Annotated in this window: 18 protein-coding genes; 9 read left to right on the plus strand and 9 right to left on the minus strand. The window is 65.9% G+C overall.

All coding sequences use genetic code 11. The features are described from left to right. Nucleotides 1-12: 12 nt before the first annotated feature. The 4 genes from soxX to soxA are packed head-to-tail and all read left to right on the plus strand — an operon-like array spanning nt 13 to nt 2,009. A complete protein-coding gene (soxX, locus tag ACVWZM_RS06175) occupies nt 13-441 on the plus strand; it encodes a sulfur oxidation c-type cytochrome SoxX (RefSeq protein ID WP_168857914.1) in 429 nt (142 codons plus the stop codon). A 13-nt stretch (nt 442-454) separates the two neighbouring features. Beyond that, nucleotides 455-919, plus strand: a complete 465-nt coding sequence (locus tag ACVWZM_RS06180) for a SoxY-related AACIE arm protein (protein WP_076827069.1) — start codon at nt 455-457, stop codon at nt 917-919. After that, on the plus strand, nt 919-1,239 hold the full coding sequence (soxZ, locus tag ACVWZM_RS06185; protein ID WP_168857889.1) for a thiosulfate oxidation carrier complex protein SoxZ: 321 nt from the start codon (nt 919-921) through the stop codon (nt 1,237-1,239). The genes ACVWZM_RS06180 and soxZ overlap by 1 nt, the downstream gene beginning before the upstream one ends. Next, nucleotides 1,236-2,009, plus strand: coding sequence for a sulfur oxidation c-type cytochrome SoxA (soxA, locus tag ACVWZM_RS06190; RefSeq protein ID WP_168857888.1), 774 nt, complete (start codon nt 1,236-1,238; stop codon nt 2,007-2,009). Before soxZ ends, soxA begins: the two co-directional genes overlap by 4 nt. Nucleotides 2,010-2,129: 120 nt before the next feature. Here the strand turns inward: soxA and ACVWZM_RS06195 are convergent, their stop codons facing one another. After that, nucleotides 2,130-2,903 (minus strand): ferredoxin--NADP reductase, encoded by a 774-nt coding sequence (locus ACVWZM_RS06195; protein ID WP_168857887.1) that lies wholly within the window; start codon nt 2,901-2,903, stop codon nt 2,130-2,132. A 146-nt stretch (nt 2,904-3,049) separates the two neighbouring features. On the opposite strand from ACVWZM_RS06195, the gene ACVWZM_RS06200 reads away from it, so the two are divergent. The 3 genes from ACVWZM_RS06200 (at nt 3,050) to ACVWZM_RS06210 (ending at nt 6,806) form a co-directional block, all read left to right on the plus strand. Beyond that, a complete protein-coding gene (locus ACVWZM_RS06200) occupies nt 3,050-4,246 on the plus strand; it encodes an amidohydrolase family protein (protein WP_076827077.1) in 1,197 nt (398 codons plus the stop codon). A gap of 387 nt (nt 4,247-4,633) precedes the next feature. Then, nucleotides 4,634-6,034: a selenium-binding protein SBP56-related protein gene (locus ACVWZM_RS06205; RefSeq protein WP_168857886.1), complete on the plus strand. Its 1,401-nt coding sequence runs from the start codon at nt 4,634-4,636 to the stop codon at nt 6,032-6,034. Between the two features lie 103 nt (nt 6,035-6,137). Next, entirely contained in the window at nt 6,138-6,806 is a 669-nt protein-coding gene (locus tag ACVWZM_RS06210) for a hypothetical protein (protein ID WP_168857885.1), read from the plus strand. Between the two features lie 191 nt (nt 6,807-6,997). Here ACVWZM_RS06210 and ACVWZM_RS06215 read toward each other — a convergent pair whose 3' ends face one another. The 8 genes from ACVWZM_RS06215 to ACVWZM_RS06250 all read right to left on the minus strand — a co-directional run bounded on the left by ACVWZM_RS06215 (nt 6,998) and on the right by ACVWZM_RS06250 (nt 15,259). Beyond that, nucleotides 6,998-7,453 carry a MarR family winged helix-turn-helix transcriptional regulator gene (locus tag ACVWZM_RS06215; RefSeq protein ID WP_057017555.1) on the minus strand — a complete coding sequence of 152 codons (456 nt, stop codon included), beginning with the start codon at nt 7,451-7,453 and terminating at the stop codon, nt 6,998-7,000. A gap of 15 nt (nt 7,454-7,468) precedes the next feature. After that, nucleotides 7,469-8,173: an ABC transporter ATP-binding protein gene (locus ACVWZM_RS06220; RefSeq protein WP_038383941.1), complete on the minus strand. Its 705-nt coding sequence runs from the start codon at nt 8,171-8,173 to the stop codon at nt 7,469-7,471. Continuing rightward, nucleotides 8,170-8,961: an ABC transporter ATP-binding protein gene (locus ACVWZM_RS06225; RefSeq protein WP_016842451.1), complete on the minus strand. Its 792-nt coding sequence runs from the start codon at nt 8,959-8,961 to the stop codon at nt 8,170-8,172. Before ACVWZM_RS06225 ends, ACVWZM_RS06220 begins: the two co-directional genes overlap by 4 nt. Further along, a complete protein-coding gene (locus ACVWZM_RS06230; RefSeq protein WP_057017557.1) occupies nt 8,958-10,847 on the minus strand; it encodes an ABC transporter permease in 1,890 nt (629 codons plus the stop codon). The genes ACVWZM_RS06225 and ACVWZM_RS06230 overlap by 4 nt, the downstream gene beginning before the upstream one ends. Nucleotides 10,848-11,061: 214 nt before the next feature. Beyond that, nucleotides 11,062-12,276, minus strand: coding sequence for an ABC transporter substrate-binding protein (locus tag ACVWZM_RS06235; RefSeq protein WP_168859097.1), 1,215 nt, complete (start codon nt 12,274-12,276; stop codon nt 11,062-11,064). Between the two features lie 28 nt (nt 12,277-12,304). Continuing rightward, nucleotides 12,305-12,889, minus strand: a complete 585-nt coding sequence (locus ACVWZM_RS06240) for an amino acid synthesis family protein (protein WP_016842455.1) — start codon at nt 12,887-12,889, stop codon at nt 12,305-12,307. A 16-nt stretch (nt 12,890-12,905) separates the two neighbouring features. Then, nucleotides 12,906-13,814, minus strand: a complete 909-nt coding sequence (locus tag ACVWZM_RS06245; RefSeq protein WP_168859096.1) for a UPF0280 family protein — start codon at nt 13,812-13,814, stop codon at nt 12,906-12,908. Next, nucleotides 13,811-15,259, minus strand: a complete 1,449-nt coding sequence (locus ACVWZM_RS06250) for a 6-hydroxynicotinate reductase (protein ID WP_168859095.1) — start codon at nt 15,257-15,259, stop codon at nt 13,811-13,813. The genes ACVWZM_RS06245 and ACVWZM_RS06250 overlap by 4 nt, the downstream gene beginning before the upstream one ends. Nucleotides 15,260-15,534: 275 nt before the next feature. Here ACVWZM_RS06250 and ACVWZM_RS06255 point away from each other — a divergent pair, with 275 nt between their 5' ends. Beyond that, nucleotides 15,535-16,002, plus strand: coding sequence for a (2Fe-2S)-binding protein (locus ACVWZM_RS06255; RefSeq protein ID WP_076827089.1), 468 nt, complete (start codon nt 15,535-15,537; stop codon nt 16,000-16,002). Beyond that, nucleotides 16,002-19,544, plus strand: coding sequence for a molybdopterin cofactor-binding domain-containing protein (locus tag ACVWZM_RS06260; RefSeq protein ID WP_456852201.1), 3,543 nt, complete (start codon nt 16,002-16,004; stop codon nt 19,542-19,544). Before ACVWZM_RS06255 ends, ACVWZM_RS06260 begins: the two co-directional genes overlap by 1 nt. Nucleotides 19,545-19,546 lie beyond the last annotated feature (2 nt).

Below are 19,546 nucleotides of genomic sequence, written 5' to 3' on the forward strand. Positions count from 1 at the left end.
CTCGCCCTCACAATGCTTCTCGCCGCGGGACTGTTCGCGGCCTGCTGGCCCGTCGGCGCCGAGGAGCTGCGGAATTACACCGTCGTGGGCGATGCGATTCCGGCCTCGCTGACGGGAACCAGGGGCGATGTGGCGCGCGGCCGCGCCCTGATCGTCGAGCGTTCCTCCACTTGCATCCTCTGTCACAGCGGCCCATTTCCCGAGCAGGCGTTCCAGGGCGACCTCGCGCCGAACCTTGCCGGAAGCGGCAGCCGCTGGTCGGAAGGACAGTTGCGGCTCCGCCTGGTCGATGCGTCGCATCTCAACGCGGCGACGATCATGCCGTCCTACTATCGGGTCGAAGGGCTCGTGCGGGTCGGCACCTCTTGGCGCGGCAAGCCGATCCTGTCGGCGGAGCAGATCGAGGATCTCGTGGCTTACTTGACGACACTGCGGAACTAGGACCAATCAATCGATGGCGAATTCGGACCACACCACACGCCGGACGTTTCTGAGCCTGACTGGCGGCGCCGCCGCGCTGGTGATCGTGCGCCCCGTGGACGCGACGCCGGCGATGCTGTCGGCCGCGATCCGCAATGTCGTCGGCGAGGCCGATGTGCACACCGGCAAGGTCAAGCTCGACATTCCGCCGCTGGTCGAGAACGGCAACACGGTGCCGATGACGGTCAGCGTCACCAGCCCGATGACGGCGGACGAGTATGTGAAGAGCATCCACGTCTTCAACGAGAAGAACCCGCAGCCGAACATCGGCAATTTCCATCTCGGGCCGCGCGCCGGGCGCGCCCAGGTGTCAACCCGCATCCGCCTCGCTGACAGCCAGAAGGTCACCGCCATCGCGCGGCTGTCCGACGACACGTTCTGGTCTGCAACCGCCGACGTCGTGGTGACGCTCGCTGCCTGCACCGAGGAGGCGATCTGATGCCGTCGGCCCTGATCAATGTCCCGGCCAAGGCCAAGCGCGGCAGCGTCATCGAGATCAAGACGCTGATGTCGCACATCATGGAGACCGGCTACCGCCACACGGCCTCGGGCAGCGTGGTGTCGCGCGACATCATCACGAGCTTCACTTGCCGCTTCAACGGCAAGGAAGTGTTCCGCGCCGATCTTTATCCTGCGATCGCGGCCAATCCGTTCATCACCTTCTTCACCACGGTGACCGAGAGCGGCAAGTTCGAATTCGAATGGATCGGCGACAAAGGGTTTTCGGAGACCGCGCAGGCTTCGATCACGGTCGAATGAGGATTGCGGTCTGCATCGCGCTGCTGACGGCGATGGCGGGCGCCGCGCTCGCGACCGAGATCCCGCGATCCGAACGCCGCTCCGGCTACAGCTTCATGAGCGCCGACAGCAAGGCGATGCAGGACGAGGACACCGCCAATCCCGGCATGCTGTCCGTGCTCGACGGCGAGGCCTTGTGGACGCGCAAGGCCGGTACCGCAAACAAGGCCTGCGCCGACTGCCACAACGACGCCCGCGTCAGCATGAATGGCGTCGCGGCGCACTATCCGGCCTTCGACAAGGCGCTAGGCAAGCCGGTCGACCTCGAGGGACGGATCAACCTCTGCCAGAGCAATCACCAGCAGGCCTCGCCTTTCGCCTATGAAAGCCGCGAGCTGCTGGCGCTGACCGCCTATGTCGCACGGCAATCGCGCGGCATGCCGATTGTGGCCGACGACGATCCGGAGCTCGCGCCGTTCGTCGAACAGGGCCACGCGCTGTTCATGCAGCGGCAGGGCCAGCTCAATCTCGGCTGCACCAACTGCCACGATGATAACTGGGACAAGAAGCTCGCGGGCAGCGCGATCACGCAAGGGCAGCCGACCGGCTATCCGCTGTACCGGCTGGAATGGCAGGCGCTCGGATCGTTGCAGCGGCGGCTGCGCGCCTGCATCACCGGTATCCGCGCGCAGGCTTATGATTACGGCTCGCCCGAGCTGGTCGAGCTCGAGCTCTATCTGATGACGCGGGCGCGTGGCATGCCGGTCGAGACGCCGGCGGTCAGGCCTTGACTACACAGCTCCATCCGCGTCATTGCGAGGAGCGGAGCGACGAAGCAATTCATCCCTCCGCGCGCTGGGTAGCAATGGATTGCTTCGCTTCGCTTGCAATGACGGCGAAATGTGCGGGCTTCAGCGCTCGGCGAACGCCTTCTCGACCACGAATTGCGCGGATTCGCCGTGATTGCCTTCGACGAAGCCGCGGCCGTTCAGCAGCGTGCGGGTGTCGGCGACCAGCGCCGGCGAGCCGCAGATCATGACGCGGTCATGCGCGGCATCGAGCGCCGGCAGGCCGATGTCGGTGAACAGCTTGCCCGAGGTGATGAGGTCGGTGATGCGGCCGCGGTTATGGAACGGATCGCGCGTCACGGTCGGGTAGTAGATCAGCTGGTCGCGTACCAATTCGCCGATCAGTTCGTCCTGCGGCAGCTTCTCGGTGATCATCTCGCCATAGGCGAGCTCCTTGACGCGGCGGCAGCCGTGCAGCAGCACGACCTTCTCGAACCGGTCGTAGGTCTCGGGATCCTTGATCACGCTGAGGAACGGCGCGAGGCCGGTGCCGGTGCCGACCAGATAGAGGTTGCGACCATCCTCGAGGTTGTCGATGACCAGCGTGCCGGTCGCCTTGCGGCTGACGATGATCTCGTCGCCTTCCTTGAGGTGCTGGAGGCGTGAGGTCAGCGGGCCGTCCGGAACCTTGATCGAGAAGAACTCCAGCGTGTCCTCGTAATTCGCGCTGGCGACGCTGTAGGCCCGCAGCAGCGGCTTCTCGCCGACCTTGAGCCCAATCATGGTGAACTCGCCGTTGCGGAAGCGGAACGACGGGTTGCGCGTGGTCTTGAAGGAGAACAGCGTGTCGGTCCAGTGGTGAACGCTGAGGACGCTTTCCTGGTTGAAATTGCTCATCGTCAGTTTCCTTGACGCGCGGGCCGGATTGGCGGCAAAATCATTTGTACACGATCGTTCGTATACAAATGAATAATCCAGCTTGATCCGGCCGTCAAGCCACGGGCACAATGGCCGGCGAAGGCGTTGAACCTAAAGGAAAAACCATGGCGCACGATGCACCCCAGGCGACCGGTCCGAGCAAGCTGGTGATCCGCAATATCGGGCTATTGCTGTCGGGGGCCCTGGAAAAGCCGATCCTGGATGCCGACACCATCGTCGCCGAGAACGGCAAGATCACTGCGATCGGCCGCCTCAAGGATGTCGACACCGAAGGCGCCACCACCATCGTCGATGCCAATGGCACGACGGTCGCGCCCGGCCTGATCGACAGCCACGTCCACCCCGTCGCCGGCGACTGGACGCCGCGGCAGAACCAGATCAACTGGATCGACAGCTATCTGCATGGCGGCGTCACCACCATGATCTCCGCCGGCGAAGTGCACATGCCCGGGCGGCCGCGCGACGTCGTCGGGCTGAAGGCGATGGCGATCTTCGCGCAACGCGCGTTCTGGACGCTGCGTCCGGGCGGCGTGAAGGTGCATGCCGGCGCGCCCGTGATCGAATGCGAGATGGTGGAGGACGACTTCAAGGAGATGGCCGCCGCCGGCGTCAAGCTGCTCGGCGAGGTCGGGCTCGGCGGCGTCAAGGACGGACCGACCGCGCGCAAAATGGTCGGCTGGGCGCGCAAATACGGCATTCAGAGCACGATCCACACCGGCGGCCCGTCGATCCCGGGCTCCGGCCTGATCGACAAGGACGTGGTGCTGGAGGCCGACACCGACGTGGTCGGCCATATCAATGGCGGCCACACCGCCCTGCCCGACGACCAGATCCGCTGCATCTGCGAGGGCTGCAAGCGCGGGCTCGAGCTGGTGCATAACGGCAATGAGCGCTCGGCGCTGTTCACGCTGCGCACCGCGCGCGAGATGGGCGATTTGCACCGCGTCATCCTCGGCACCGACGCGCCCGCCGGCTCCGGCGTGCAGCCGCTCGGCATCTTGCGGATGGTCTCGCTCTTGTCCTCGCTCGGCGAGCTCCCGGCCGAGCTGGCGTTCTGCCTGGCGACCGGCAACACCGCGCGGATGCGCGAGCTCGATTGCGGTCTGATCGAGGTCGGCCGCTCGGCCGATTTCGTGCTGATGGACAAGGCACAGCATTCGCCGGGCAAGAACATCCTGGAGAGCGTTCAGCTTGGCGATCTCCCGGGCATCGGCATGACCATCATCGACGGCATCGTCCGCACCCAGCGCAGCCGCAACACGCCGCCCGCGGGCAAGGTGCCGGAGGTGGTGGCGAAGTGACGTGCACCAAAGCCGTTGCGCGGAGGTGACGGGGTGAACAGCGGTGCAACATATCCGGTGTCGCCCCGGGCGAAGGCCGGGACGGCGCTGAGCGTTTGGTGCCACTCGTCAGTCATACATTCAATTGCTCTCAGGCTGATGTGCTGGATCGGTTGCTCAACCCCTTGAGCGGGCTGCCAGATCGCGCGCCCGGCGGCGCGCGGCTTTGCCGCGCCGGCGCCGTCACCGAACCTTGTTTTCAGCTGTCACCGTTGAGGTGTAGTCTGCCCGCAAGCGAACCTTAGCCGGCAGCACTCGCAAGAGGCATTTTTCGATCCGGATTTAAGTTCTTGCTGCTGCATGCCGCCGTGCCGTGTCGATCCACATCACACAATCAGGAGGCAGCCGATGACGATGAGGCCAGATCCTACGTTCCACGCCTCGCCGAAGCTCGCGATGGAAGCGCCGGCCGAGAGCTTTGCCTACACCGTGCTGCTCAGTCCGGATTTCTCGAAGCCGGACGCACTCGCGGTGATCGACGTCAAGCCCGGCTCCCCAACCTACAGCAAGATCGTCCATACGGTGACGATGCCCAACAAGGGCGACGAGTTCCACCATTTCGGCTGGAACGCCTGCTCGTCGGCGCTGTCCCCGCTGGCAGGACACGCCTTCCTCGAACGTCGCTATCTCATCATCCCCGGCATGCGATCCTCCCGGATCTATATCGTCGACACCAAGCCGGACCCGACGCAAGCCAAGATCCACAAGATCATCGAGCCGGAGGAAATCTTCAAGAAGACCGGCTATTCGCGACCGCACACCATCCACTGCGGGCCGGAAGGCATCTATGTCAGCACGCTCGGCGGGAGCGGCAAGGACGGCACCGACGGCCCGCCCGGCATCTTCATCATGGACTGCGAGACATTCGAGGTGCTCGGCCGGTGGGAGATCGATCGTGGGCCGCAGACCAAGCATTATGACTTCTGGTGGAATCTGCCGCGCGACTACATGGTGAGCAGCGAGTGGGCCTTGCCGCCGCAGTTCGAGAACGGCATCGTGCCGGAAGACCTGCTGTCGAACAAATACGGCCATCGGCTGCATTTCTGGGACCTGCGCGCCCGACGCAATGTCCAGACCATCGACCTCGGCGCCAATCATCAGATGGCGCTGGAGGTGCGTCCGGCGCACGATCCGGTTCGCGAACACGGCTTCGTTGGCGTAGTGGTCGATACCACGAACCTCGAGGGTTCGATCTGGACCTGGTGGCGCGAGGGCGGCAAGTTTCACATCGAGAAGACGGTGACGATCCCGCCCGAGCCTGCATCGAAAGACCAGTTGCCGCCGTTGCTGCAGGGTTTCGGCGCCGTACCTCCGCTGGTGACCGATATCGACTTGTCGATGGATGACAAGTTTCTCTACGTCGCCTGCTGGGGCACCGGCGAGATGCGCCAATACGACGTCAGCGATCCGCGCAAGCCGAAGCTCGCCGGATCGGTCCGCATCGGCGGCATCGTTCATCGTGCGCCTCATCCGAACGGACAGGCTTTTGCCGGCGGGCCGCAGATGGTCGAGATCAGCCGCGACGGCAAGCGGGTGTACTGGACCAATTCGCTCTACTCGACCTGGGACAACCAGTTCTATCCGCAAGGCATTCCCGGCGCCGAGGTGATGGCGAACGCAAGCCCGGGCGGAGGCCTCGAGCTGGCGAAGGACTACTGGGTCAGCTTCCCCGACGGCTACCGGGCGCACCAGATCCGGCTCGATGGCGGTGACTGCTCCACCGACTCGTTCTGCTATCCGTCGGTCTAGGGCGTTCGCGAGCGAAGTGGGTACCGGTTCGCGTGAAAAGAAACGCGTCAAAGCAAGAATCCAGAGCCCGTTCCGATTCGATCGGAACGGAAAAGGCCCTGACGTGAGCCCCGCCGACTGGACTCCGGCCTGGCTGTGGCTGGCGGTCATCGCGAGCGGCCTCTACCACGGGATCAACCCGGGCATGGGCTGGCCGCTCGCGGTTTCTGCGGGGTTAATGCAGAGGAGTTCGCGCGCGCTGGTGACCGCGCTTGGCCCGCTCGCGATGGGTCATTTGCTGGCGATGTTGCTGGTGATCCTTCCGTTCGCGCTGCTGATCACGCTCGTCGAATGGCAGCGCACGATCCGGATCGGCGCGAGCCTGCTCGTCATCCTGTTCGGCGTCTATCGGCTGATCGACCGACGCCATCCGCGCGCCCTGGCGCGGATACCGCCGACGCAACTCGCTTTGTGGTCGTTCGCCGTGGCGATCGCGCATGGCGCGGCGCTGATGCTGGTGCCAATCTATCTGGGGCTGTGCCGCGAGGCTGAAGCCGACCAAGGCCATGCGGCCGCCAACAGCCTGATCGACACCAGCCTCACGATGGCCGTACTGGTCTCGATCGTCCATGCCGGCGCGATGATCGCCGCCGGCGGATGCCTGGCGTGGCTGGTCTACCGCTATCTCGGCCTCAAATTCGTATCCCGGAGCTGGTTCAACCTGGACACGGTTTGGGCGCTCAGCCTGGTGCTGGTGGGTGTCGTCGCGCTGGCGCTTGCTCTTGCGACGTAGTGCGGGCGCGGCACCCTGCCCGTAGGTAAGACGCTGGAGATCGCACGAAGCAGTAGCGGCGACCCGTCACCCTGAGGTGCACGCGCAAGCGTGCCTCGAAGGGTGAACAGCCCACGGCAGAAGTCGGGGCCGTCGACCCTTCGAGACGCCACGCTGCGCGCGGCTCCTCAGGGTGACGGGGATAGATAATGTCACCGCAGCCTGCCGAGCAGCGCGATCAGCGTCTCGCGCTCCTTGGCGTCCAGCGGCGCCAGCGTTTCCCTGGAGATCACCAGCGCATTGGGCGCGGCCTTGTCGGCCATTTGCTGGCCGGCGCGCGTCAGGCTCACCAGCAGGCGGCGGCCGTCGTCGGGATCGGGCGAGGTCTCGGTCAGGCCGCGCGCGGTCAGGCGATCGATCACGCCCTTGATGGTCGCAACGTCCATCGAGGTCAGCCGCCCGAGCTGGTTCTGCGAGCAGGCGCCGACCTCCGACAGCTTCGACAGCGCTGCCCACTGCGTCGGCGTCAGATTGATGCCGATCTCGCGGGCGAAGATCACGGCGTGGCGCTGCGACACCTGGCGCAGGATGAAGCCGATCTGCTCGTCCAGCACGTATCCCGGCTTGGTCGCCTTCCCGTTTCGCTTCGGTGCCGCACTCCTCGCCATTGTCTACTCCGCCCTTTACAGCGACAGATGCGCGTCGCGGATATCCGGACGCGCATCGAGTTCCGCCATGGTGCCGCCGAAGCAGATCCGGCCGCGCTCGATGATGTAGGCGCGATCCGAGATCAGCCGGGCGAAATGCAGATTCTGCTCGGAGACGACGATGCTGACGCCCTCTTTCTTCATCGCCAGGATCGCATCGACCATCTGCTCGACGATCTTGGGCGACAGGCCCTCCGAGGGCTCATCGAGCAGCACCAGCGACGGATTGCCCATCAGCGTGCGCGCGATCGTCAGCATCTGCTGCTCGCCGCCGCTCATGCGCCCGCCGGGCCTGCCGCGCATCTCGCCGAGGTTCGGGAACAGCTTGAACAGTTTTTCGCGATCCCATTGCGGCGCGCCTGCCCGCTTCGGCTGGCGGCCGACCTCGAGATTCTCCTCGACCGTCAAATCCGTGAAGATGCGCCGCTCCTCCGGGACATAGCCGAGCCCGCCGCGCACGATCGCGTGCGTCGGCAGATCCGAGACGTCCCGGCCCTCGAACATGACGCGGCCGGAGCGGTTCTCGACCAGGCCGACGATGGAGCGGAACGTGGTCGATTTGCCGGCGCCGTTGCGCCCGAGCAGGGCAACCACTTCGCCTTCGCCGACCTCGAGCGCGATGTCGAACAGGATATGCGCCGGGCCGTAGAAGCTGTTGAGATCCTTTACCGTCAGCTTCATGCCGATGCCCCCTCGCGGTGCCGGGCGTCATAGACGAGGCCCTCGCCGAGGTAGATCGCCCGCACCTGGGCATTGCCGCGGACTTCCTCGGGCGAGCCTTCGGCGATCAGGCTGCCGCGGTTGAGCACCAGGATGCGGTCGGCATGCTCGAACACCACGTCCATGTCGTGCTCGGTGAACAGCACGCCGATCGACTGCTCGCGCGCGATCCGCGCCGTCAGCCGCATCAGCTCGACGCGCTCGCGCGGCGCCATGCCGGCGGTTGGCTCGTCCATCAAGAGCAGCTTCGGCTGGTTGGCGAGCGCGATCGCAAGCTCGAGCCGCTTGACGTCGCCATAGGCGAGCTCGCCGCAGGGCCGCTCCGCATAGGCACCCATGCCGACCAGATCGAGCAGCCGCCCGGCCTCGTCGCGGGCGTGGCGGGCGGTCGAGGCCCACAGGTTGAACAATTGCCCGCCATGCGAGACCAGCGCGACCTGCACGTTTTCGCGTACCGTCATGGTGGGGAATGTCGCCGCGATCTGGAAGGTGCGGCCGACGCCCATGCGCCAGATCACGCGCGGCTTCTTGCCCGTGGTCTCCGCGCCCAGCACGCGAATGCGGCCGCTGTCGGGAATGTTCTGGCCGTTGAGCATGTCGAAGCAGGTGCTCTTGCCCGCGCCGTTCGGCCCGATCAGCGCCAAAATCTCGCCGGCACGCAGTTCGAAGGAGACGCCGCGCACGGCATGCACGCCGCCATAGGATTTGGTCAGCCCCTCGACCGACAGCAATGTGGGAACCATGCTCATTCGGCGCTCTCGATGCGGGAGGTCAGCAAGGGCGATACCGACGACGAGGATTTGCGCCGGCGATGCATGAAGGCTTCCAGCGTGCCGACGATGCCCTTCGGGAACGCGACCACGATCAGCACCACGAACGCGCCGAGCACGAGTTTTGACCAATCGGTCTGGCTGACCAGCCAGATGTTGAGCGCCTTGTAGACGATGGCGCCGACCACCGCGCCCGACACCGTCTCGACACCGCCGAGCAGCACCATGACCAGCGCATCGACCGACAGCGAGATGCCCATATTGTCGGGGAACACGCTGCCCTTGAGATAGGCGAACAGCGCGCCGGCAAGGCCAGCGACCGTGCCCGCAATGACGAAGGCGGTCCACTGGATGCGCTTGCCGTCGATGCCGATGGCTTCGCTGCGCAGCGGCGAATCGCGCGTCGCGCGCAGCGCGAAGCCGAACGGCGAGAACACGATGATGCGGAGGATCACCACCGCGAGCGCGGCGATGCCGAGCGACAGCCAGTAGAAATGCGACGGGCTCGCCGCCCATTTCTCCGGCCAGACCCCGAGGATGCCGTTGTCGCCGCCGGTGACCGACACCCATTGGAACGCGATCGACCAGACGATCTGGGCAAAGGCCAGGGTCAGCATCGCGAAATAGACCCCGGAGAGCTGCACCGCGAAGAAGCCGAATACGGCGGCGCCGAGGAGCCCGAGCAGCGGCCCGAGCAGCAGGCAGGCAATCATCGGCAGGCCGGCCATCTTGGCGAGCAGCGCCACGCCATAGGCGCCGAGGCCGAAATAGGCGGCGTGGCCGAACGAGGCGAGCCCGCCGACCGACATCAGGAAGTGCAGGCTGACCGCGAAGATCACGAAGATCGCGATCTCCGAGCCGACCGTGAGCAAATAATTGCCGGCGACGAACGGCAGCGCGGCGGCGAGGACCAGCACGGCAATCGCGGCGAACCGCTCGTTCATCGTCAGCGGACGCCACGGATTGACGGTCAGCCCCGGCGTGCGCCGTGCCGGTGCCTCCGGCTTGCCGAACAGCCCCCACGGCCGGACGATCAGCACCACCGCCATCACCAGGAACACCAGGATGATGGAGATCTTCGGGAAGATCAGGATGCCGAAGGCGTTGAGCTCCGAGACCAGCACCGCCGCGACGAAGGCGCCGATGATGCTGCCGAGGCCGCCGATCACGACCACGACGAAGACCTCGACGATGACGCGCAGATCCATCGCGTGATTGACCGCATCGCGCGGAATCTGCAGCGCGCCGCCGAGCGCGGCGAGGAAGACGCCGAGCGCGAACACGCTGGTGAACAGCCATTTCTGATTGACGCCGAGCGCCGCGACCATGTCGCGGTCCTGCGTCGCCGCGCGCACCAGCACACCCCAGCGGGTGCGCTGGAACAACAGCCAGAGCACGCCGAGCACGACCGGCCCGAGCACGATCAGGAACAGGTCATAGCTCGGAATATTCTGGCCGAAGAAATCGATCGCGCCCTTGAAGCCGGGCGCGCGGCGGCCGACCAGATCGTCCGGCCCCCAGATCAGCACCACGAGGTCCTCGACCATCAGCGTCAGGCCGAAGGTGGCGAGCAACTGGAACAGCTCCGGCGAATGATAGATCCGGCGCAGCAGCACCATCTCGACCAGCACGCCGATCGCGGCCACGGCCAGCGCGGCAACGACGATGCCGCCCCAGAAGCCGAGCGCACCGGAAAAGCGCTCGGTCAGGGTAAAGGCGACATAGGCGCCGAGCATGTAGAACGCGCCATGCGCGAAATTCACGATCCGCGTCACGCCGAAGATGATCGACAGACCCGAAGCGACCAGGAACAGCGACGCCGCGCTGGCAAGACCGGTCAGGAACTGGACGACGTAGAAGGCCATGGGCGGTCCGCGTTGGAGTTTCCGTTCACCTCGCCTCGCCCCGCCTGCGGGGAGAGGTCGAATTCAAGCGCCAGCTTGAATTCGGGTGAGGGGGACTCTCCGCGCGCTCGTTCGCGGAGATAGCCCCTCACCCCACCCCTCTCCCCGTAAGAACGGGGAGAGGGAGAAGTTCAAGTCTCTCCCCGCAAGAGCGGGGCGAGGGAGAAGAAAAAAATCAATCCTTCGGCCGCAGCTTATCGATCTCGGCATCGCTGGGCAGATAGTCCGCCCCCTTGCGATAGGCGGTGTCGACCATGATGCCCTTGCCGTCCTTCAGCGCGGTCTTGCCGGTGAAGGCGCCCAGCGTCGACTGGTGATCGATCTTGCGGAAGGTGATCTCGCCGAATGGCGACGGCATCGAGATGCCTTCCGCCGCCGCGATCAGCTTCTCCGGATCACTCGAGCCGGCCTTGGCAAGGATCGCCGCCGCCGCCTTGATGGTCTGGTAGCCGACGATCGAGCCGAGCCGCGGATAGTCGTTGTACTTGGCCTGGTAGGCCTTCAGGAACGCGTCATGTTCCGGCGTCTTGATCGCGTACCAGGGATAGCCGGTGACGATCCAGCCTTCCGGCGTCTCGTCCTTGAGCGGATCGAGGTATTCCGGCTCGCCGGTCAGGAAGCTCACCACGGTGCGGCCCTTGAACAGGCCGCGGGTGTTGCCTTCGCGCACGAGCTTGACGAGGTCGGCGCCGAAGGTGACGTTGAGGATCGCTTCCGGGTTCGCCGCGGCAACCGCCTGCACCACCGGACCTGCGTCGATCTTGCCCTGCGGCGGCCACTGCTCGTCGACCCACTGGATATCGGGCCGCTTCGCCGACATCAGCTTCTTGAACACCGCGACCGCCGACTGGCCGTATTCATAGTTCGGCGCGATCGTCGCCCAGCGTTTTGCGGGCAGTTTTGCGGCTTCTTCTACCAGCATCGCGGCCTGCATGTAGTTGGAGGGACGCAGGCGGAACGTGTAGCGGTTGCCCTTCGACCAGGTGATGGCGTCGGTCAGCGGCTCTGCCGCCAGAAAGAACACCTTCTTCTGGTTGGCGAAGTCAGAAACGGCAAGGCCGATATTGGAGAGGAACGTGCCGGTGAGCATCGCGACGTTCTCGCTCGACACCAGCTCGTTCGCCGCGGTCTGGGCATCCGCCGGCTTGCCGCCGTCGTCCTTGGAAATGACCACGAGCTTCTTGCCGCCGATGCCGCCGGCGGCATTGATCTCCTCCACCGCGAGCTGCCAGCCCTTGCGATAGGGCTCGGTGAATGCCGGCAGCAAGGAATAAGAGTTGATCTCGCCGATCTTGATTTCGCTCTGCGCCATGGCCTGCGTTGTCATGGCACTCGTTGCCATGGTCGCGACCGCGATCGCCAATCCCGCCCCTACGAAATAACCACGCATCCCGTCCTCCAGTTTTTCTTCAAAGAGATTATCGCAATCCGTCTTCGCCCTTGATCTCGCCGACCGTCAGCCCGCCGACACGCGGCAGCGGCCGTCCGCTGTCGGTTACCGCGACCGCGACCATGATCTCGTTGGCCCGCGGCGCGTCGTTGATCTGCACTTCCATGCCGTCGAAATGGCTGCGCACGAAAGCCGCGTCCTTGTGCCCGAGCGGAATATCCAGCGTGGTGCCGGGCCCCGAGCGCTTCTTCGACGACGGGATCAGCGCCGCGCCCTTCGACAGCACCTTGCGCACCGGCGCGCCCATCTTCGGATGCAGGATCGCCGCCGCATGCTCGAGCTCGCCATTCTCACCGACGGCGGCGGCCTTGCCGTAGCTGTGCGCCTTGGCGCCGTCGATGCCGAGCGCGGCGACGGCCCGCTTCGAGAGCAGTTCGCCGAGTTCCTCGCCGATCGCGATCAGCGGCGACAGATCCTCGACATAGCGGCCGGCAAAGGGGTTTTCGATCACGGCGATCGCGGCAGCACGCCTTGTCGGCGGTGCGATGGTCTTGCCCATCTCCAGATGGGTCTCCTCGACCACGGTGACGATCTTGCGAATGACGGCGCTCATCTTGCCTCGCTCCCGGTCATGCCCGCAGCATGTGTTCTGTCGTTCTTCTCAGTAACGCGTGCGACGCCGGCGCCCCAATCCCAGTTGCACCGACAAGCCGCGTTTCGGCCAGTAGACGCAATGCCGCGCCTTCGATCAATCCCGACATCAGGAGGTCACGCGCCCGCGCCGCCCCCGCCTCGAGCGCCTGCTCGATCTCGCGTCCCGAGAGCCGCCCGACATCGCGGGTCACCAGCCGCGCGCCAAGGTCGCTGTCGGGCTGCAATTCGCTCGCCGGACAGCGCAGGATCGCGGGGTGATCCGGCAGATCGACCGCGTTGGCGATCACGGTCGCCGCGGCATCCGCCTGCGACGCCGTCCGCGCCAGTACGGTGACGGCATCGGCAATGCCCAGCGAAAAGCTGCGACCGTGGCGGCCGCTGGTCGCGATGCCGCGGACTGGCGTGTCGGCATCGACCATTATGGTGCGCATCACGCCGCGACGGTCCGGCCGATCCATCAGGCCGACGGTGAATTGTTCGCCGTCGCCGAGATGCAGGGCGATGTCGCCGCCATTGTTGACATAGGCGCGGTCGAGCGGCGTGGCCTCAAGCATCGCGCCGAGGATTTCCTCGGCGACGGAGCCCGCGACCGCCGCCATCGGCGTGATGAAGCAATCGGCGGCAAACGGCGCGACCGCTGCAAGCATCCGCCGCGCGACCACGCCTTTCAGCGTGCACCCGCCCGGAGCGGCTGCGCTGCGCAGTTCGGTCAGTTCCGCGCAGAGTTCGTCAAGCAATCCGGTGAAGCGCGCCGCCGCAGCCTGATAGGCGGTACGAATGTCAGCATCGCCGCCCTTGGCCTCGACAACCAGATCAATCGGACCGTCCTGCAAATGCAGCCGCTTGCCGTCAGGAAGAAGCGCAATTTGCGGGAGCCGCTTCATGCACGCCGCCCCGGAAGATACGGCATCGGCCGGACCTCGGCACTGTCGCGCAGCGACGACAGCGGCCGGACATAGTCCATATGGCCGCCGAGCGCCGCATAATCGGACATTCGCATCGTGAATTCGATTGGCGCCACCAGCGCAGGCGTCGGCACGTAGCCGAAGGCACCGGCCGGCATCTGCGTGACATCGACCATGTAGGTGATGCCGCCGCCCGGCCAGACATAGACCGGCGCGCCGCCGCTGGTCACCCGCGTCAGCGCGTCCTTTACCGAACGGGTCAGCCGCACCGGATTATCGGTGACGCCGGCGCGCAACGATCCGCCCGCGCCGCCCATGAACAGCACGGTGCACAGCGCCGGCTCGCAATTCTCCTGGATGCGCTCGACCGAAAATCTGAGATCGGCGGGCATCTCGGTCTCGACCGGCTTCAACGCCTCGTCGAGCACGTAATAGGACGCATGCTCGCCGGTGGTCGAGACCATCAGCATGGTGAGCCCCGGCCGCGCCTCCTTCGCATTGAAGGGGCCGAGGATCGACAGCGGATCGGAGATGTTGGTGCCGCCCCATCCGGTGCCGGGATCGGCGACCTGGAAATAGCGGCCCGGCGTCGAGCGCCGCCCCTTCATCTTGATCCCGGTGTCGGCGATGTCGAGCAGCTTGCCGGCCTGGTGCTCGCTGAGCACGCCGGTGATGTGATCGTCGACCACCACGACCTCATCGACCTTGCCGTGCCATTGCTTGGCGAACATGCCGATTGTCGCCGAGCCACAGCCGACCCGCATGCGCTCTTCTGCCACACCATTGACGATCGGCGGCCTGCCGGCCTGCACCACGACGGTGGCGCCGCCGTCGATGGTCAACTCGACCGCCTTGCAGTTGGAGAGATCCATCAGCGTGTCGCAGGTGACGCGGCCTTCCTTCTTGGAGCCGCCGGTCAAATGATGCACCCCGCCGAGCGAGAGCATCTGCGAGCCATATTCGCTGGTCGTGACATGGCCGACCGCCTCACCGTCCGAGCGCACGGTCGCGGTTTCCGGGCCGAGGTAGCGGTCGGTGTCGATCTTCACCTTGACGCCGCAATACGAGAAAATGCCTTCAGTCACCACGGTGACCATGTCGACGCCGTCGACCTCCGACGACACGATGAAGGGCGCCGGCTTGTAATCCGGATAGGTTGTTCCTGCGCCGATCGCGGTGACGAACAGTTCGGGCTGGCGGACGATCTTGCCGTCCCAATCGCCGCTCACCTGGAACGGAACCAGCTTGCCGCCATGCGACACGGTGCGCTCCAGCACGACATGCGGATCGACGCGCACCAGCGTGCCGTCATGGTTGGCATAGCGGTCGCAGGCGCCGGCCGCGCCCGGCTTGATGTAACACATCACCGGACAGGCATCGCAGCGGATCTTGTCGCCGGCGGCGACGGTCATTGTGTCAGCCATCGTGACCAAGCCTGGACTTGTGGCGGCGGTCGATCATACTGCGCTTCCGCCTCCCATGCATATCATTCGTATACGAATGATCCTGCGCGCGAGCCCGTGACCTGTCAAGCGGCCTTTGCAATCAAACCGTGCCCTTCGCGTGCGCACCCTGTTCATAAAGCGGGCACGCGCTGCAGCGCGGCATGCCGCCGCTTGCACGTTTGTATACAAACGTTATCCTCGTCGGCGATCCGACGCTGACGTTGCAGCGCAAACATCAAGGGAGAACCGGGGCAATGCGCCTGACCGTGAACGGCAGGAATCATGATGTCGACGCCGCTCCCGACACCGCATTGCTTTACGTGCTGCGCAACGACCTCGAATTGAACGGACCGAAATACGGCTGCGGGCTCGGCGAGTGCGGCGCCTGCGCGGTGCTGATCGACGGCGTCGCTGCGCGTGCCTGCGTGATTCCGATCGAGGGCTGCGCCGGCCGCAACATCGTCACGCTCGAAGGTCTCGGCAGCCGCGAGCACCCCGATCCCGTGCAGGATGCCTTCATCCACGAACAAGCCGCGCAGTGCGGCTATTGCCTCAATGGCATGATCATCACCACCAAGGCCTTGCTGACGCGCAATCCCAATCCGTCTGAGCATGAGGTGCTGGAGGCGCTGCGCTACAACCTCTGCCGCTGCGGCGCGCATATCGAGATCATCCGCGCGGCGATGCGTGCGGCCGGCCACGCGCTCGAGGCGCGCGATTGATGGTGGACGCACGGGCTCCTGAGCAACGCCAGCGCGGCTCGCTGTCGGTCGTCCGCCCTGCGGTGCTGGGCGCCGAAGATGAGTTCGAGACCTTCATCACCATCACGGCCGACGGCACGGTCAATGCCTATAACGGCCATGTCGATCTCGGCACCGGCATCCGCACCGCGCTCGGTCAGATCGTTGCCGAAGAGCTCGACGTCTCCTTTGCCCGCGTCGTCGTGATCCTCGGCGACACCGCCGTGGTGCCGAACCAGGGCCCGACGATCGCAAGCGAAACCATCCAGATCACCGCCGTTCCCCTGCGCAAGGCCGCCGCGCAAGCGCGACACTTCTTGCTCGCACGCGCGGCCGAGCGGCTTGAGCTGCCGGCGAGTAGCCTCGCGATCGAGGACGGGCTGATCCGCGGCCACGACAACCGCAGCGTCAGCTATGGCGAGCTGATCGCGGACGAAACCATCCGGCTCGATCTTGCCGACGACGTTCCGGTCAAGGCCGTGAGCGCCTATTCCGTCGTCGGCAAGTCCGTGCCGCGCGTCGACGTGCCGGCGAAGGCCACCGGCGAGCTTGTCTACGTTCACGATGTGCGCGTGCCCGGCATGCTGCACGGCCGCGTGGTCCGCCCGCCTTACGCCGGCGTCGATGCCGGCCCGTTCGTCGGCACCAGCCTGATTGCGGTCGATGAAGCTTCGGTGCGCGATATTCCAGGCCTCGTCGCGGTGGTGCGGATCGGCGATTTCGTCGGCGTCGTTGCCGAGCGCGAGGAGAATGCGATCAAGGCCGCCGCGCAGCTCAAGGTGAGCTGGAAGTCGGGACCGGCGCTGACCGATCTTGCCGACGTGGAGAAGGCGCTGCGCGCCAATCCCTCGACGCCGCGCCAGCTGATCGACAAGGGCGACGTCGACGCCGCGCTCAAGGCCGCCGCCAAGCCGATGCAGCGGACTTATCTCTGGCCCTACCAGATGCACGGCTCGATCGGCCCGTCCTGCGCGGTCGCCGATTACAGCGAGGGCGCGGTCCGGGTCTGGTCCGGCACCCAGAACCCGCACATCCTGCGCGGCGACCTCGCGCTGCTGATCCAGCGACCGGAATCCGAGATCGACGTGATCCGGATGGAGGCAGCCGGCTGCTACGGCCGCAACTGCGCCGACGATGTCTCTGCCGATGCATTGCTGCTGTCGCGCGCGGTCGGCCGCCCGGTGCGCGTCCAGCTCACCCGCGAGCAGGAGCATGCCTGGGAGCCGAAGGGCACCGCGCAGCTGATGGACGTCAATGGCGGGCTCAACGCCGACGGCAGCGTCGCCGCTTACGATTTTGCCACGCGCTATCCCTCGAACGGCGCGCCGACATTGGCACTGCTGCTCACAGGGCGGATCGCGCCTGAAGCCGCGGTGTTCGAGATGGGCGACCGCACCGCGATCCCGCCCTACGACTACGAGAACATGCGCGTGATCGCCAACGACATGCCGCCGATCGTGCGCGCGTCATGGTTTCGCGGCGTCTCGGCGCTGCCGAACACCTTTGCGCATGAATCCTACATCGACGAGCTTGCGGCGGAGGCGAAGGTCGATCCGATCGAGTACCGGCTGCGCTATCTGAAGGACCAACGCGCGATCGATCTCGTCAATGCCGTTGCCGAGCGCGCCGGCTGGACGCCGCGCCCGGTGTGGAAAGAACCCGAGGCGGACGGCGATATCGTGCGCGGCCGCGGCTTTGCTTATGCGCTGTACGTGCACAGCAAGTTTCCCGGTTACGGCGCAGCATGGTCGGCGTGGATCGCCGATGTCGCCGTCAACAAGGCGACCGGCGATGTCAGCGTGACCCGCGTCGTCGCCGGCCAGGATTCCGGATTGATGATCAATCCGGAGGGCGTGCGGCACCAGATCGAAGGCAACGTGATCCAGTCGACCAGCCGCGCGCTGATGGAGGAAGTGTCCTTCGAGCGCGGCGCGGTGGCGGCGCGGGAATGGGGCGCCTACCCCATCATCAAGTTTCCTGAGCTGCCGAAGATCGATGTGTTGATGCTGCCGCGGCAGGATCAACCACCGCTCGGCGTCGGCGAGTCCGCCTCGGTGCCGAGCGCCGCCGCGATCGCCAACGCGATCTACGACGCGACCGGGGTCCGCTTCCGCGAATTGCCGTTCACGCCGGAGCGCATCCTGAAGGGATTGCGCAGCGAGCAACCGGTCGCACCCGCCCCGCTCCCGCCGCCTGCGCAGACGGCCGACCTCAACAGATGGCAGAATCCCTTTGCAAAGCGCGGCGGCGTGCTCGCCGGCATTGCCGCACTCTGCGCAGCGGCGATCGGCATCGGCGCGGCCGTGCTGCCCTGGCGCGCGATCGCGCCGATCGCCCGGCCCGACGCCTCGGTCTATTCCGCTGCGACGATCGCCCGTGGCAAGGAGCTTGCAGCGCTCGGCGCCTGCGCCGTCTGCCATACGTCGGAGCATGGCGTTCCGAACGCCGGCGGTCGGCCGCTGGAGACGCCGTTCGGCACCATCTTCACCACCAACATCACGCCCGATGTCGACACCGGCATCGGCGCCTGGTCCTATCCCGCCTTCGAGCGCGCGATGCGCGAGGGCATTCATCGCGACGGGCGCCATCTCTATCCGGCGTTTCCATACACGCACTTCGCTAGGACCAGTGATGCCGACCTGCAGGCGCTCTATGCCTATCTGATGGCGCAGGCGCCGGAGCGCGCCGAAACGCCGGCCAACGCGCTCGTCTTTCCGTTCAATTTGCGGCCGCTGCTCGCCGGATGGAATGCGCTGTTCCATCAGGCGCAGGCGTTCCAGCCCGATCCATCGAAGTCAGCGATATGGAATCGCGGCGCCTATCTGATCGAAGGGTTCGGCCATTGCAGCGCCTGCCACTCGCCGCGCAATGCGCTCGGCGCCGAACGGCAGCGCGCCTATCTCGCTGGCGGCTTCGCCGAGGGCTGGGAGGCGCCGGCGCTGACGTCGCTGTCGAAGGCGCCGATCCCCTGGAGCGAGGACGAGCTCTACGCCTATTTGCGCACCGGCGAGTCGCGCCTGCACGGCGTTGCCGCAGGGCCGATGGCGCCGGTCGTGCAGGAGCTCGCCGCGCTGCCCGACCAGGACATCCGCGCGATGGCGGTCTACCTCGCCTCGTTCAACCAGGGCACCAATCGGTCGGCGCACGATGCCATGGCCGCCAAGCTCGAAGCCGGCACCGTCGTCACCACCGCCGCCTCGGCGGGGGCGCGGATCTATCAAGGCGCCTGCGCGGTCTGCCATGAGGTCGGCGGCCCGCCGCTGTTCGGCAGCCGGCCGTCGCTGGCGCTGAACAGCAACCTGCACAGCGACGCGCCCGATAATCTGATCCAGGTGATCCTGCACGGCATCGCCAAGCCGGCCGTGACCGATCTGGGCTACATGCCGGCGTTCAAGGACAGCATGAGCGACGGCCAGGTCGCCGAGCTCGTCAGCTTCCTGCGGCGGCAATTCGCCCCTGATAAGCCTGCCTGGGCCGATGTCGCCGCCACCGTCGGCCGTATACGGCAGACCATAGCGCGCTGACC

The sequence above is a fragment of the Bradyrhizobium sp. USDA 4501 genome (assembly GCF_054062115.1).